The organism is Streptomyces sp. NPDC031121, assembly GCF_055570615.1.
Window position 1 is genome coordinate 6,808 of record NZ_JBVIGV010000017.1, and the last position, 13,871, is coordinate 20,678.

The following is a 13,871-nucleotide window of genomic DNA, read 5'->3' on the forward strand; positions in this document are numbered from 1 at the left end:
CTTCCCCTCCCCTCCCCCCACCCCCCCCCCCCCCCCCCCCCCCCCCCCCCCCTCCCCCCCCCCCCCCCCCCCCCCCCCCCCCCCGCTCCGGGGATCCCCAGGGAAGGTTCCATGCTGCGCACTCCGACAGGCGGTGCCGCGAACGGCTCCGCAGGCCAGGCCGACCGGCTCGTGAGCATCGGCGCGGTGATCACGATGCTGCGGGACGAGTTCCCCGAGGTCACCATCTCGAAGATCCGCTTCCTGGAGGCGGAGGGGCTCGTCGAGCCCCGGCGCACCCCCTCCGGCTACCGCAAGTTCAGCACCGCGGACGTGGAGCGGCTCGCCCGCATCCTGCGGCTCCAGCGCGACCACTACCTGCCGCTGAAGGTCATCCGCGAGCAGCTTGACGCGGTCGACCGCGGGGACCGGATCCGCATCCCCGCGCCCGCGGTCCACGGGGAGTCCGCCGATGCGGCCCCGCCGCCGGCCGCCGCCGACGGGGAGCCCGCGGCCCCCGCCCGGGTGGGGCGGGCCGAGCTGATCGCCGCCGCCGAGGCGGACGAGGAGCAGGTGGCCGCCTGGGAGGCTTACGGGCTGCTCGCCGAGGCCCCCGGCGGCGGCTTCGACCAGGATGCGCTCACGGTGGCCCGCCTGCTCGCCGACCTGGGGCGGTTCGGGCTGGAGCCGAGGCACCTGCGGGCCATGAAGGCCGCCGCGGACCGGGAGGCGGGCCTGCTGGAGCAGGTCGTGGCACCGCTGCGCCGCCACCGCAACCCGCAGACCAGGGCACATGCGGAAGCCACCGCGAAGGAGCTGGCGGGGCTGTCCGTACGGCTCCACGAGGCCCTGGTGCAGAGCGCCCTCGGGGTGCGGCTGCACTGACCGGACGGGCCCGACTACCCAAACCTGCCGGGCACGTCCTAGGGTTGCTGTGTGAACGAGCTCGACGTTGTGGGTGTCCGGGTGGAAATGCCCTCGAACCAACCGATCGTGCTCCTGCGTGAAGTGGGAGGCGACCGGTACCTCCCCATCTGGATCGGACCGGGGGAGGCGACCGCGATCGCCTTCGCGCAGCAGGGCATGGCCCCCGCCCGTCCGCTGACGCACGACCTCTTCAAGGACGTGCTGGAGGCGCTGGGTGAGGAGCTCACCGAGGTCCGGATCACGGATCTGCGGGAGGGCGTCTTCTACGCGGAGCTGGTCTTCGCCAGCGGGGTCGAGGTCAGTGCCCGCCCGTCCGACGCGATAGCGCTGGCCCTGCGGACCGGCACGCCGATCTTCGGCAGCGACGGCGTGCTAGACGACGCCGGAATCGCCATTCCGGACGAGCAGGAGGACGAGGTGGAGAAGTTCCGCGAGTTCCTCGACCAGATCTCTCCGGAGGACTTCGGCACGGGGCCGCACTGACGGCCGGTTCCCCGCAAACTGCGGAGCCGGCAGCCCATTCGGCGATCCTTTCCCGGTTTTGGGGCACGGGAAACCACTCTCAGGGTGATTATCACTCGGCGTGCCGAGTGTGGCGATCGTTGACGCACCCCTGGCGACTGCCTACCTTCGAGGGGGCAGGCAAGGACGGAGGGTCGGCGTGAGAGTCACGGGCGACGGTACGACCGGGGGCATCCCCGCACGGAGTGACGGTGGGCCGTACCCGCTCCACGGCAGTGCGGCGGGCTCCGCTCACCGTCAGCCGGAGACCACGCCGGGCACCGCGCCGGCGGCGCCTCCGGCCGCCGAGGTCGTCGGATACCGCGGCCCGACCGCCTGCGCGGCGGCCGGGATCACCTACCGGCAGCTCGACTACTGGGCCCGCACCGGGCTGGTGGAGCCCACGGTGCGGCCCGCGTACGGGTCGGGGACGCAGCGGCTGTACAGCTTCCGCGACGTCGTCGTCCTCAAGATCGTCAAGCGGTTCCTCGACACGGGCGTGGCCCTGCAGAACATCCGCAACGCCGTGCAGCACCTGCGGGAGCGCGGATTCTCCGACCTCGAGCGCGTGACGCTGATGAGCGACGGCGCCACCGTCTACGAGTGCACCTCGCCCGAGCAGGTCGTCAGCCTGCTCCAGGGCGGCCGGGGCGTCTTCGGCATCGCCGTGGGCGTCGTCTGGCACGACGTGGAGAAGGCGCTGTCCCAGCTGCACGGCGAGCGGGTCGACACCGGCGAGACCGTCGTCGGGCACAACCCCGCGGACGAGCTGGCCGCGCGCCGCAACCGGGCGGGCTGACCGGCCGCACGCCGGCCGCCGCCTTGTCAGAGGCATAGGGCAGCATCGGGCCGTGAGATCCGCGCCGACCATCCTCCACCTGGACATGGACGCCTTCTACGCCTCCGTGGAGCAGGCGTCGAAGCCGAGCCTGCGCGGGAAGGCCGTGATCGTCGGCGGGCTCGGCCCCCGCGGGGTCGTCGCCACCGCCTCGTACGAGGCGCGCCGCTTCGGGGTGCACTCGGCCATGCCGACGGCGCAGGCCAGGCGGCTGTGCCCGAACGGCGCCTACCTGGTGCCCCGCTTCACCCTGTACCGGGCGGTCAGCGACCTCGTCATGGGGCTGCTGCGGGAGCTGTCGCCGCTGGTGGAGCCGCTCAGCCTGGACGAGGCCTTCGTCGACCTGGAGGCGGGCGGCACCGCCTGGGACGCCGCCTCCGCGCGGGAGGCGGGGGAGCGGCTGCGCGCGGACATCGCGGCCGCGACGGGCCTCAGCGGTTCGGTGGGGCTGGCCGGCTCCAAGATGCTGGCCAAGGTGGCCTCGGAGGAGGCCAAGCCGGACGGACTGCTGCTGATCGAGCCGGGGACCGAGCGCGCGCTGCTCGCCCCGATGCCGGTGCGCACCCTGCCCGGCGTCGGCCCGGCCACGGGCGAGCACCTGAGGCGGGCCGGGATCACCACGGTCGGGGAGCTGGCGGAGGCCGGCGAGGACGAGCTGGTGCGGCTCGTGGGGCGGGCGCACGGGACCGGCCTGTACCGGATGGCGCTGGGGCTGGACGACCGGCCGGTGGTCGCCGAGCGCGACGCGAAGTCGGTGTCCGTCGAGGACACCTTCGACGTGGACCTGCACGACCGGGTCCGGATCCGGACGGAGGTGCAGCGGCTCGCCGACCGTTGCGTGGGGCGGCTGCGCGCCTCCGGCCACTCGGGGCGGACGATCGTGCTGAAGGTGCGCCGCTACGACTTCTCGACGCTGACGCGCTCCGAGACGCTCCGCGGCCCCACCGACGACCCGGCCGTGGTGCGGGAGGCGGCGGCGCGCCTGCTGGAGGGGGTGGACACCACCGGCGGGGTGCGGCTGCTGGGCGTCGGGGTCAGCGGGCTGGCGGACTACACCCAGGAGGACCTCTTCGCGCAGTCCCTTGCCGATACGGCGGCCGGGGCGCGGCCGCAGGGGGCCGATCCCGGCGCGCAGGCGGCCGTACGGCCGCTGCCAGGTGCGGACGGTGCGGGAGGAACGGAAGGGGCGTCTGAGGTCGCCGGTGGCGGTGGTGCAGGCGGGGCGGCCGAGCCCGCCCCCGACCGGCACTGGCCGGCCGGCAGCGACGTCACGCACGCCGTGTACGGGCCGGGATGGGTGCAGGGCAGCGGCGTCGGGCGCGTCACCGTCCGCTTCGAGCAGCCGGGATCCCCGCCGGGCCGGGTCCGGACCTTCCGCGTGGGCGACCCCGACCTGGCGCCCTCCGAACCGCTGCCCCTCGTCGGACGCGGCGATGCCCCCTCCGCGGAGTCCGCCGAGGGGGCCGGAGCAGGACCGGGCGCGCTCTGAGGACTGCTCCCGGACTACTCCTCGTCCGGGTCGCCGGAGGCCAGGTGGCCCACATCACGCCGGAACGCGATCTCCGACGGCGGGGTCACGTCCAGGCCGTAGTGGTGGTAGAGCTGGAGCTCCTGCTCGGGGGAGAGGTGCCGGCCCACGCCGAAGTCCGGGGCGTTCCTGATCAGGGAGCGCTCGAAGGGGACCCGGAGGGTGTCCCCGACCAGCTCGCTCGGTTCCAGCGGGACGAAAGCGTCCCGGCTGAACAAACCGGTCCGGACGGCCGCCCACTCGGGGACGCCCGTCGCGTCGTCGAGGTAGACCTCGTCGACGGTGCCGATCTTCGCACCGCTGCGGTCCAACGCCTTGCGGCCGATCAGGGTGCGCGGGTCGATGTCGGTCTGCACGGTCACCTCCACGAGCTCGCAAGCCTCCGCTATGACAACAAAAGGGCATATCCGGGTGGGGGGCCACTCGAGGGAGCCCCCGGAAGCGCGCTGGTAGGCTGGGTATCGGCTGACGACCCTGTGCGGGAGAGTCCTCCACCGAGTTCGACGGAGGCGCCGAAGGAGCAAATCCTCCCCGGAATCTCTCAGGCATACGTACCGCACGGACGAGGCCACTCTGGAAAGCAGGAGCGGGTCCCGGGCGCGTGCCGGTCCCCCCTCCTCACCGACGGTGAAAGCCGGATCCCCGCGGAGATTCCGCAGGGGCCCGGTGAAGCTCTCAGGTTGAGATGACAGAGGGGGAGGCCGTCCGGGTGCCCGCGCCGTGGTGCCCCTCGCAGGTCGTACGACCCAGGAGGCCTCCGTACATGACCGCCAACCGCATTCCGCTCTCCCAGCTGGAGCGAGGCATTCCCTTCGAGCAGCGCCACATCGGCCCGGACGCCGAGGCGCAGGCCAAGATGCTCGCCCATGTGGGCTTCGGCTCGCTGGACGAACTGACCGCTGCCGCGGTGCCGGATGTGATCAAGAGCGCGGCCGCGCTGGACCTGCCGGAGGCGCGGACCGAGGCCGAGGTGCTGGCCGAGCTGCGGAGCCTCGCCGCCCGCAACGAGGTCCTCGCCCCGATGATCGGCCTCGGCTACTACGGGACGTTCACCCCGCCGGTGATCCTGCGCAACGTCATGGAGAACCCGGCCTGGTACACCGCGTACACCCCGTACCAGCCCGAGATCTCCCAGGGCCGTCTCGAGGCGCTCCTGAACTTCCAGACCGTCGTCGCCGAGCTGACCGGCCTGCCGACCTCCGGCGCCTCCCTCCTCGACGAGGGCACCGCGGCCGCCGAGGCCATGACCCTCGCCCGCCGCGTCGGCCGCGCCAAGGGCAGCGTCTTCCTCGTCGACGCGGACGCCCTGCCGCAGACCATCGCGGTCATCGAGACCCGCGCCGAGCCCATCGGCATCGACGTCGTCGTCGCCGACCTCTCCGAGGGCATCCCCGCCGAGATCGCCGAGCGCGGCGTCTTCGGCGTGCTGCTCCAGTACCCGGGCGCTTCCGGCGCCGTCCGCGACATCAAGCCGCTCATCGACCGGGCCCACGAGCTCGGCGCGATCGTCGCCGTCGCCGCCGACCTGCTCGCCCTGACCCTGCTGGCCTCGCCCGGCTCCCTGGGCGCCGACATCGCCGTCGGCACCACCCAGCGCTTCGGCGTCCCGATGGGCTTCGGCGGACCGCACGCCGGCTACATGGCCGTCCAGGACAAGCACGCCCGCTCGCTGCCCGGCCGCCTCGTCGGCGTCTCGGTCGACGCGGACGGCAACAAGGCCTACCGTCTGGCGCTGCAGACCCGCGAGCAGCACATCCGCCGCGAGAAGGCCACCAGCAACATCTGCACCGCGCAGGTGCTGCTCGCCGTGATGGCGGGCATGTACGCCGTCTACCACGGCCCCGAGGGCCTGCGGACGATCGCCCGCCGCACCCACCGGTACGCGGCGCTGCTCGCCGCCGGCCTGCGGGCCGGCGGGGTCGAGCTCGTCCACGGCTCCTTCTTCGACACGCTCACCGCGCGGGTCCCCGGCAAGGCCGCCGAGGTCGTCGCCGCCGCCCGCCGCCACGGCGTGAACCTCTTCCAGGCCGACGCCGACCACGTCTCCGTCTCCTGCGACGAGACCACCCTGCGCGCCCACGTCGAGGCCGTCTGGACCGCCTTCGGCGTCACCGCCGACATCGAGGCCCTCGACGCCGCCACCGCCGACGCGCTGCCCGAGGACCTGCTCCGCTCGGACGCGTACCTGACCCACCCGGTCTTCCACCAGCACCGCTCCGAGACCGCGATGCTGCGCTACCTGCGCAAGCTCGCCGACAAGGACTACGCGCTGGACCGCGGCATGATCCCGCTGGGCTCCTGCACCATGAAGCTCAACGCGACCACCGAGATGGAGCCGGTGACCTGGCCCGAGTTCGGCCAGCTGCACCCCTTCGCCCCCGTCGAGCAGGCCGAGGGGTACCTGACGCTCATCCGCGAGCTGGAGGAACGTCTCTCCGAGGTCACCGGCTACGACAAGGTCTCCATCCAGCCGAACGCCGGCTCCCAGGGCGAACTCGCCGGCCTGCTCGCCGTCCGCGCCTACCACCGCGCCAACGGCGACGAGCAGCGCACCGTCTGCCTCATCCCGTCCTCCGCACACGGCACCAACGCCGCCAGCGCCGTGATGGCCGGCATGAAGGTCGTCGTCGTCAAGACCGCCGACGACGGCGAAGTCGACACGGACGACCTGCGTGCCAAGATCGAGCAGTACCGCGACGAGCTCGCCGTGCTGATGATCACCTACCCGTCGACGCACGGCGTCTTCGAGGAGCACGTCGCCGACATCTGCGCCCAGGTCCACGAGGCCGGCGGCCAGGTCTACGTCGACGGCGCCAACCTCAACGCCCTGGTCGGCCTCGCCAAGCCGGGCCACTTCGGCGGCGACGTCTCGCACCTGAACCTGCACAAGACGTTCTGCATCCCGCACGGCGGCGGCGGCCCCGGCGTCGGCCCTGTCGGCGTCCGCGCCCACCTGGCCCCGTACCTGCCGAACCACCCGCTGCAGCCCACCGCCGGACCCGAGACCGGCGTCGGCCCGATCTCGGCCGCCCCGTGGGGCTCGGCCGGCATCCTGCCGATCTCCTGGTCGTACGTGCGCCTCATGGGCGGCGAGGGCCTCAAGAGGGCCACGCAGGTCGCGGTGCTGGGCGCGAACTACATCGCCAAGCGCCTGGAGCCCCACTACCCGGTCCTCTACACCGGCCCGGGCAACCTCGTCGCACACGAGTGCATCATCGACCTGCGCCCGCTGTCGAAGGCGACCGGCGTCAGCGTCGACGACATCGCCAAGCGCCTGATCGACTACGGCTTCCACGCGCCGACGATGTCCTTCCCGGTGGCCGGCACGCTCATGATCGAGCCGACCGAGTCCGAGGACCTCGCCGAGATCGACCGGTTCTGCGACGCCATGATCGCGATCCGCGCCGAGATCGAGAAGGTTGCCTCCGGCGAGTGGCCGGCCGGGGACAACCCGCTCGCCAACGCCCCGCACACCGCGGCGGCGCTGGGCGGCGAGTGGAGCCACGCGTACACCCGCGACGAGGCGGTCTTCCCCGGCGGCGTCTCCGCCGCGGAGAAGTACTGGCCGCCGGTGCGCCGCATCGACGGCGCCTTCGGTGACCGCAACCTCGTCTGCTCCTGCCCGCCGCTGGACGAGTACGACAACTGAGGCACCCGTCCGCTCGGCCCCCGCCGGGGCCGCGCGGACATGACACAAAGGCCGGCCCGGGAGCGACGCTCCCGGGCCGGCCGTCTACCGTCGGTTCCGTGCTGATTCCGGCTAGGCCGCGGCCTGCGCCGCCGCGAGCGGGCGGTGCGGGGCGATGATCTGGCCGTCCGGCAGCAGCTCACCGGTGTCCTCGAAGAGCAGGACGCCGTTGCACAGCAGGCTCCAGCCCTGTTCCGGGTGGTTCGCCACGGGCTTCGCGGCCTCCCGGTCGGCGGAGTCGGCTGACGGGCACGCTGGCTGGTGCTGGCACATGGATGCGTTCTTTCGCTGCGGTGTGGTCTGTGTGCTGCGGCTCGATGCCTGGTTCATGGCCGCCCCCCGTTGTCGACGACTAGATGCGGTCAGGGTCCCAGTGTTGCCCCACGGACTCGAGTCCGCAGGGATTTCCGGGAGCTGTCCTCACAGATTGATGACGCATCACTCGTGCGGGCGGTTCAGCCCAACTCCCCTGTCAATTCGGATGGTTCGCAGGTGGCCCGGCTGGGCTAGGCCGAATGGGCCATACGGGCGGGGGCCTGCTCCGTCAGGCGGCCGGAGCGGCGGGAGTGGCCAGTGGGGGGCGTACGGGCGGGGCCGGCGGGGTCAGCCGGTGGGTCATCACCGGCAGCAGCTCCGACACCGGGTGCGGCCGGTAGGCGGCGATCCCGGGAGGGGCGGGCGCGAGCGGGACCAGCAGGTCGGAGGCGGCCGGCAGGCCGGAGGAGGCGTCGGCCCCGACCGCCCCGTGCAGCCACAGCGTCAGCATGTACAGCTCCGGCACCGACAGCAGCCGGGGCTGGTAGCCCTTGCCCAGCGACTCGGCCTGGCGCAGGGCCCGTTCGGTGGCGGCGACGTACGGGCCCTCGAAGAAGTGGGAGAAGGCCCAGCCGTCGGCGGTCAGCCGGACGTCCGCCGCGGCGATGTGCCGGTCGCCGCCGCGGATCAGGAAGCGCCACCCGACGAGCCGGGTCCGCGGGGGGCGGGCCGGCGTGCCCGGGTGGGAGACGCCGAGCCGGTCCAGCACGTGGACGGGCAGGGGCAGTTCGGCGGTCAGCGGGCCCTGCTGGGCGCGCAGGGCGGGGGTTCCCGCCGCGACGGCTGCGGGGGAACCGAGTGCCGCGAGGACGCTGCGCAGGGCGGGCGCGGGAGCCGGGGGGACATGCAGCGGCATGGTGGGTCGCCTCTCGGTTGGGAGACCTGTGGATCGGGGCGGGGTGCGGGGACGGCGCTGTCGCATTCTGGGGTCAGAGGGGGGCTGAGGGGCAATGGCCGCGCGCCAACTCTCTGCCTCGTTTGCGGAGTTTATACGACATGTGTTCACACAGTGTTTCGGCTAGCCGTCCGGGCTATTGCCGGCAAGGCGCTTACCGGTCCCACTGAGATGGCATTCATGCCGTCTGTGCGCGAACATGTCGCGCTGACCTCGGAGGTTACCCGACGGGGGCTCGGCTGGAAAGCGCCGATTAACCGCGACCGGCAAAGACGATGCGGAATTTGCATACAGTGACTTGCCAGGCGAATGTGCCATGGCGCCCTTCGGCCAATCCGGCGCACGCCTCCCGCTCCGGCCGCCGCCGCCGCGTTATCGATCACGCCTCCGGGGCATCATCGACCGTACACGCGCGCCCGGGACCCGGGCGGCGCCCACTCGAGGAGGGACGCTCCGATGGGGGAGAAGGTCGTGGCGGGCGGATTCGACCTGTCCGATCGACGGCGGTACCGGAGGAAGCTCCACGAGTGCCTGGAGGGGCTGGAGCGGCTCTTGGCGGAGAAGAGGTTCGACAGGCCCAGGAACATGATGGGACTGGAGATCGAGCTGAATCTCGCGGGATCCGACGGTATGCCGCGCATGGTGAATGCGCAGGTTCTCGAGCGCATTGCGAGCCAGGATTTCCAAACGGAACTGGGAATGTTCAACCTGGAGGTGAACGTCCTCCCGCACCGGCTCGGCGGCCGGGTATTCGACCAGCTCGCCGAGGAGCTGAGCGCGGGCCTCGGCTACGCCCACCGGCAGGCGGCGGACATGGACGCCGGGGTGGTGATGATCGGCATCCTGCCCACCCTCACCCGCTCCGACCTGGTCACCGCCAACCTCTCCGCGGTGGACCGGTACTCGCTGCTGAACGAGCAGATCCTGATGCTGCGCGGAGAGGACTTCCTCCTCGACATCGACGGGGTGGAGCACCTGGTCTGGAGCACCGGGTCGATCGTCCCGGAAGCGGCCTGCACCTCGGTCCAGCTGCACCTGCAGGTGACGCCGGGCCGGTTCGCCGACGTGTGGAACGCCGCGCAGGCGGCGACCGCCGTGCAGATAGCCGTCGGCGCCAACTCGCCGTTCCTGTTCGGGCACGAGCTGTGGCGCGAGTCGCGGCCGCCGCTGTTCACACAGGCCACCGACACCCGGCCGCCCGAGCTCCAGGCACAGGGCGTGCGGCCGCGCACCTGGTTCGGGGAGAGGTGGGTGGAGTCCGTCCACGAGCTCTTCGCGGAGAACGTCCGCTACTTCCCGGCGCTGCTGCCGATCTGCGACGCGGAGGAGCCGCTGCGGGTCCTCGCCGAGGGCGGGGTGCCCGGCCTCCAGGAACTCGTCCTGCACAACGGGACCGTCTACCGCTGGAACCGGCCCGTCTACGGGGTCGTGGACGGGGTGCCGCACCTGCGCGTGGAGAACCGCGTCCTGCCCGCAGGCCCGACCGTCGCCGACGTCGTCGCCAACGCCGCCTTCTACTACGGGCTCGTACGGACCCTGGCGGACGAGCAGCGGCCGGTGTGGACGCGGCTGCCGTTCGCCGAGGCGGAGGCCAACTTCGACGCGGCCTGCCGGTACGGGATCGACGCGCGCCTGCGGTGGCCGCGGCGCGGCCGCGGCGCGGGCCTGGCGGCCGTGCCCGCCGTGCGGCTCGTCCTGGACGAGCTCCTGCCGATGGCCGCGGCCGGGCTCGACGCCTGGGGCATCGAGCCCGCCGACCGCGACCACTACCTCGGCATCATCGAGGAGCGCTGCCGGCGGCGGGTGAACGGGGCCACCTGGCAGGTGGACACCTACCACCGGGCGGTCGCGGCCGGGATGGACCGCGACGCGGCGCTGGCCGCGATCACCCGCCGCTACAGCGAGCTGATGCACAAGGGCGACCCCGTGCACACCTGGCCCGTCGGGCTCGTGGACGAGGAGGCGCAGGCCCCCGTTCCGGCGCAGCGCGGCTGAGCCCGCCGCCGCCCGCGGGCGGTCCCGTTACGCCGAAGCACTCCAATGATCCCGCCGCGCCCCGGAGGGGGCAGTATGGGGTGGTCGGAAGCAGAGGGCGGAACGGGAGACTCACGTGCGGGCGCAGCCGGAGCCGGTGGTCGGAACGTTGCAGGAGGACGGGCTGCGGCGGATGCTGCGGACCGAGACGCTGCTGGTGCTCGCCCTGTCGCTGGGGGCGAGCTCCGTCTCGTCGCTGATCAGCTTCATCGGCGCGCTGACCAAGCCGGGTGCCCTCAAGGACCAGGCCGCCACCCTCAACGGCTCGTACGCCCCCGGCCGGCCCTGGCTGGACCTGGCCTGGCAGCTGTTCGGCATCACCACCGCCCTCGTGCCGGTGCTGCTCGTCGCCCACCTCCTGACCCGCGAGGGGGCGCCGGGGCTCCGCGTCCTCGGCTTCGACCGGACCCGGCCCGGCGGCGACCTGGCCCGGGGGGCGCTGGTCGCCGCCGGGATCGGCAGCGCGGGGCTGGCGTTCTACCTGGCCGCGCAGGCGGGCGGGTTCAACCTCACGGTGCAGCCCGAGGCGCTGCCCGACGTGTGGTGGAAGTTCCCCGTGCTGATCCTCTCCGCGGTGGAGAACGCCGTCGTGGAGGAGGTCATCGTGCTGGCCTACCTGCTGCGCCGGCTGGACCGGCTGGGCTGGTCGCCGTGGGGCGCGCTCGCGGCCAGCTCGGTGCTGCGCGGCTCGTACCACCTCTACCAGGGCATCGGCGGGTTCGTCGGGAACATGGTGATGGGCGCCGTGTTCGTCCTCCTCTACCGGCGGTGGGGGCGGGTCGGGCCGCTGGTCGTCGCGCACTCCCTCCTCGACATCGTGGCGTTCGGCGGTTACGCGCTGCTCGCCGGCAGGGTCGGCTGGCTGCCCACCCCTGGATAGCGGTAGGGCCCGGATGACGGCAGGGCCCGGACAGCGGTCAGGGGCGGGCGAGGAGCTCGCCGTCGATGACGGTGACCGCGTGCCCGGTCAGGAGGGTGCGCCCGCCGGCGAGGGTGACGCGTACGAGGCCCTGGCGGGCGCCGCCCTGGAGGCCGGTCAGCCGGGTGCGGCCGAGCCGGGCGGCCCAGAACGGGGCGAGGGCGGTGTGCGCGCTGCCCGTCACCGGGTCCTCGTCGATGCCGAACGCGGGGAAGAACCCGCGCGAGACGAAGTCGTACCCGCGGGAGGGGTCCTCGGCGGGCGCGGTGACGACGACCCCTCGGCGGGCGTAGGCGCGCAGCGCGGTGAGGTCCGGGGTGAGCCCGCGTACGGCGGCCTCGTCGGCGAGCTCGACGAGGAGGTCCCCGATGTGCTCCGAGGTGTCGTGGACGGAGCGGATCCCGGCGCCGAGCGCGTCGCGGACGGCGGGGTCCGGCTCGACCGGCGTCAGGGACGAGGTGGGGAAGTCCAGGGTGATCGTCCCGTCCTCGGCGGCTTCGGCGGTGAGGACGCCGCAGCGCGCACGGAACCGGATCGGGCCGCCGCGGCCGGCGAGGCCGTTCGAGGCGAGGACGTGGGCGGTGGCCAGGGTGGCGTGGCCGCACATGTCGACCTCGGCGGTCGGGGTGAACCACCGCAGCGCCCAGTCGGCGCCGCCGCCCGGCGGCAGCGGGTGGGCGAAGGCGGTCTCGGACAGGTTCACCTCGGCGGCGACCTGCCGGAGCCAGGCGTCGGGCGGGAAGCCGCCGTCCAGGAGCAGGACGCCGGCGGGGTTGCCGCGGAAGGGGCGGTCGGTGAAGGCGTCGACGATTCGGAGGCGCATGCGGCGACGGTACGGCCGACCGCCGCCCCGCGACAAAAGCCGTACCCGTGCTACCGGGCGGCCCGGCGGAGCCGCAGGTCCCGGTGGAGGAGCCACGCCGTGGCGGCGACGACCGCCCCGCCGACCGAGGGCACGAGGGGCCAGGGGAGTCCCGTCCACACGGCCACCAGACCCGTGCCGGCGCAGACGGGCCCCGTGACGGTGAGCAGCCACTTGCCGTACGGGCGCCAGGTGAACAGGCCGGGATCGCGCGGCCGGGCCAGGCGCACCCCGCCGAACAGCAGCGCCAGCGCCGCCAGCAGTCCCGCGAGAGTGCCGATCGCGGCCGCCGTCTGCGGTTCGTCGCGGGGGGCGTCCGACGAGTCCTGCCTCGCGCCCCCCTCGGCGACCGCCACGACGGCGCCGCGCCACACAGTGCCGGTGACCCGGTCCCCCTGCCGGAGCCCGCTCAGCACCGGTTGCGTATTGCCGAACCTCACGACCGGCCTGGAGTGGGGCTCCGGGCCGAGGAGGGTGGCGTGCATGCGCCTGTGGCGCAGATCGACGTCCTCGACGGTGAAGGCGACCTCCCGCAGGCAGTCCTCCGACCCGGGTACCACCGTGCGGGCCGGGCACGCCCCGGCCGCCCGGTACTCGCGGTAGAGGGCGCGATCGGCGGGCAGCCAGGCGGTGAAGACCCAGTGGCAGGCCAGTGCGGCGGCCAGGGAGAGGAGGAGCAGCCCTGCGCCCGCCGGCCGGCTCCGGCCGGCCCTCGCCGGAGGCGGCGGTCCGCCCGCCTCCCGGACGGTGCCGATTCGCGTCGCGGCCATCGCTGTTCCCCCTGCCGTTCCCGTGGCGTGCGAAGGGCTCCAGGCTCTGCCAGCCGTGATCAAGGGGACAAGGAGATCCGCCAGCAGCCGGAGACCGCCCGTCCTTGCCGTACGCGGGCAACGTGTCCGCCCGCACCCGTGGGCGCGGCGCGGCGTGCGACCGGCCGCGCCGGGTTCAGGCGACCAGGGCCGCCAGGTTGCACAGGGACTCGTCCAGGGCCGCGGCCGCGGAGTCCTTCAGTCTTCCCGCCATCAGGGAGACGGCGGCTCCCGTGAACTCCCCGTCGATCCGGACGGTGGTGGCGGGGCCGTCGGGGAGGAGGGTGTAGCGGGTCAGGATGGACACGCCCATCGGGCCCTTCCCGGTGAGGGTGAGGAGCCGTTCCTCCTCCAGTTCCGAGACCGTCCAGACGACCTCGGCCGGGAAGCCCATCATCTTCATGTTCTCCTCGAAGGCCGCGCCGACCGCGAGGGCCGCGGGACCGCCCTTCGGGAATCCGGTGTGCGTCGCGCTCCACCTGCCGTACGCCGGCCAGTCCGTCAGCTGGGCCCAGAGCCTCGCCGGGGACGCCTCGATGCGTGCGTGCGCGGTGACTTCGGCCATGCGGCCACCCC

The 13,871-nt window shown here is 73.3% G+C and carries 13 protein-coding genes and 1 riboswitch; of the genes, 7 read left to right on the forward strand and 6 right to left on the reverse strand.

The window, feature by feature from the left end; genetic code table 11:
• Positions 1 to 111 precede the first annotated feature (111 nt).
• The 4 genes from ftsR to ACZ462_RS27660 all read left to right on the forward strand — a co-directional run bounded on the left by ftsR (position 112) and on the right by ACZ462_RS27660 (position 3,734).
• The gene (gene ftsR / locus ACZ462_RS27645; RefSeq protein WP_467805196.1) at positions 112 to 864 is read left to right on the forward strand and encodes a transcriptional regulator FtsR; all 753 of its coding nucleotides are present in this window, start codon (positions 112 to 114) and stop codon (positions 862 to 864) included.
• A 51-nt stretch (positions 865 to 915) separates the two neighbouring features.
• Entirely contained in the window at positions 916 to 1,389 is a 474-nt protein-coding gene (locus ACZ462_RS27650) for a bifunctional nuclease family protein (RefSeq protein WP_114056665.1), read from the forward strand.
• 178 nt (positions 1,390 to 1,567) lie between these two features.
• On the forward strand, positions 1,568 to 2,206 hold the full coding sequence (locus ACZ462_RS27655; RefSeq protein ID WP_467805198.1) for a MerR family transcriptional regulator: 639 nt from the start codon (positions 1,568 to 1,570) through the stop codon (positions 2,204 to 2,206).
• A 52-nt stretch (positions 2,207 to 2,258) separates the two neighbouring features.
• The gene (locus tag ACZ462_RS27660) at positions 2,259 to 3,734 is read left to right on the forward strand and encodes a DNA polymerase IV (protein WP_467805199.1); all 1,476 of its coding nucleotides are present in this window, start codon (positions 2,259 to 2,261) and stop codon (positions 3,732 to 3,734) included.
• Between the two features lie 14 nt (positions 3,735 to 3,748).
• On the opposite strand, the gene ACZ462_RS27665 is transcribed toward ACZ462_RS27660, so the two are convergent.
• The gene (locus ACZ462_RS27665) at positions 3,749 to 4,129 is read right to left on the reverse strand and encodes a PRC-barrel domain-containing protein (RefSeq protein WP_467805200.1); all 381 of its coding nucleotides are present in this window, start codon (positions 4,127 to 4,129) and stop codon (positions 3,749 to 3,751) included.
• Positions 4,130 to 4,242: 113 nt separating this feature from the next.
• Positions 4,243 to 4,340: riboswitch (glycine riboswitch) on the forward strand.
• A 196-nt stretch (positions 4,341 to 4,536) separates the two neighbouring features.
• Between ACZ462_RS27665 and gcvP the strand changes: the two genes are divergently transcribed.
• Entirely contained in the window at positions 4,537 to 7,422 is a 2,886-nt protein-coding gene (gcvP, locus tag ACZ462_RS27670) for an aminomethyl-transferring glycine dehydrogenase (RefSeq protein ID WP_467805202.1), read from the forward strand.
• Between the two features lie 111 nt (positions 7,423 to 7,533).
• On the opposite strand, the gene ACZ462_RS27675 is transcribed toward gcvP, so the two are convergent.
• Both ACZ462_RS27675 and ACZ462_RS27680 read right to left on the reverse strand, forming a co-directional pair.
• Complete coding sequence (locus tag ACZ462_RS27675) at positions 7,534 to 7,734, reverse strand: DUF5999 family protein (protein WP_281277949.1); 201 nt, start codon at positions 7,732 to 7,734, stop codon at positions 7,534 to 7,536.
• Positions 7,735 to 8,005: 271 nt separating this feature from the next.
• On the reverse strand, positions 8,006 to 8,632 hold the full coding sequence (locus tag ACZ462_RS27680) for a hypothetical protein (RefSeq protein WP_467805203.1): 627 nt from the start codon (positions 8,630 to 8,632) through the stop codon (positions 8,006 to 8,008).
• 495 nt (positions 8,633 to 9,127) lie between these two features.
• On the opposite strand from ACZ462_RS27680, the gene ACZ462_RS27685 reads away from it, so the two are divergent.
• Positions 9,128 to 10,666, forward strand: a complete 1,539-nt coding sequence (locus ACZ462_RS27685; RefSeq protein ID WP_467805204.1) for a glutamate-cysteine ligase family protein — start codon at positions 9,128 to 9,130, stop codon at positions 10,664 to 10,666.
• Positions 10,667 to 10,838: 172 nt separating this feature from the next.
• Positions 10,839 to 11,585 (forward strand): CPBP family intramembrane glutamic endopeptidase, encoded by a 747-nt coding sequence (locus ACZ462_RS27690; RefSeq protein WP_467805356.1) that lies wholly within the window; start codon positions 10,839 to 10,841, stop codon positions 11,583 to 11,585.
• Positions 11,586 to 11,622: 37 nt separating this feature from the next.
• Here ACZ462_RS27690 and ACZ462_RS27695 read toward each other — a convergent pair whose 3' ends face one another.
• The 3 genes from ACZ462_RS27695 to ACZ462_RS27705 form a co-directional block, all read right to left on the reverse strand.
• Positions 11,623 to 12,447, reverse strand: a complete 825-nt coding sequence (locus ACZ462_RS27695; RefSeq protein WP_467805205.1) for a PhzF family phenazine biosynthesis protein — start codon at positions 12,445 to 12,447, stop codon at positions 11,623 to 11,625.
• Between the two features lie 50 nt (positions 12,448 to 12,497).
• Positions 12,498 to 13,256 (reverse strand): hypothetical protein, encoded by a 759-nt coding sequence (locus ACZ462_RS27700; RefSeq protein ID WP_467805206.1) that lies wholly within the window; start codon positions 13,254 to 13,256, stop codon positions 12,498 to 12,500.
• Positions 13,257 to 13,431: 175 nt separating this feature from the next.
• Positions 13,432 to 13,860, reverse strand: coding sequence for a type II toxin-antitoxin system Rv0910 family toxin (locus tag ACZ462_RS27705; protein ID WP_467805207.1), 429 nt, complete (start codon positions 13,858 to 13,860; stop codon positions 13,432 to 13,434).
• Positions 13,861 to 13,871: the final 11 nt, after the last annotated feature.

Coding starts and splice junctions, on each gene's coding strand:
- ACZ462_RS27695 (WP_467805205.1), bottom strand. CDS start 12,447: ATGCGCCTCCGAATCGTCGACGCCTTCACCGACCGCCCCTTCCGCGGC.
- ftsR (WP_467805196.1), top strand. CDS start 112: ATGCTGCGCACTCCGACAGGCGGTGCCGCGAACGGCTCCGCAGGCCAG.
- gcvP (WP_467805202.1), top strand. CDS start 4,537: ATGACCGCCAACCGCATTCCGCTCTCCCAGCTGGAGCGAGGCATTCCC.
- ACZ462_RS27675 (WP_281277949.1), bottom strand. CDS start 7,734: ATGTGCCAGCACCAGCCAGCGTGCCCGTCAGCCGACTCCGCCGACCGG.
- ACZ462_RS27690 (WP_467805356.1), top strand. CDS start 10,839: ATGCTGCGGACCGAGACGCTGCTGGTGCTCGCCCTGTCGCTGGGGGCG.
- ACZ462_RS27705 (WP_467805207.1), bottom strand. CDS start 13,860: ATGGCCGAAGTCACCGCGCACGCACGCATCGAGGCGTCCCCGGCGAGG.
- ACZ462_RS27685 (WP_467805204.1), top strand. CDS start 9,128: ATGGGGGAGAAGGTCGTGGCGGGCGGATTCGACCTGTCCGATCGACGG.
- ACZ462_RS27700 (WP_467805206.1), bottom strand. CDS start 13,256: ATGGCCGCGACGCGAATCGGCACCGTCCGGGAGGCGGGCGGACCGCCG.
- ACZ462_RS27680 (WP_467805203.1), bottom strand. CDS start 8,632: ATGCCGCTGCATGTCCCCCCGGCTCCCGCGCCCGCCCTGCGCAGCGTC.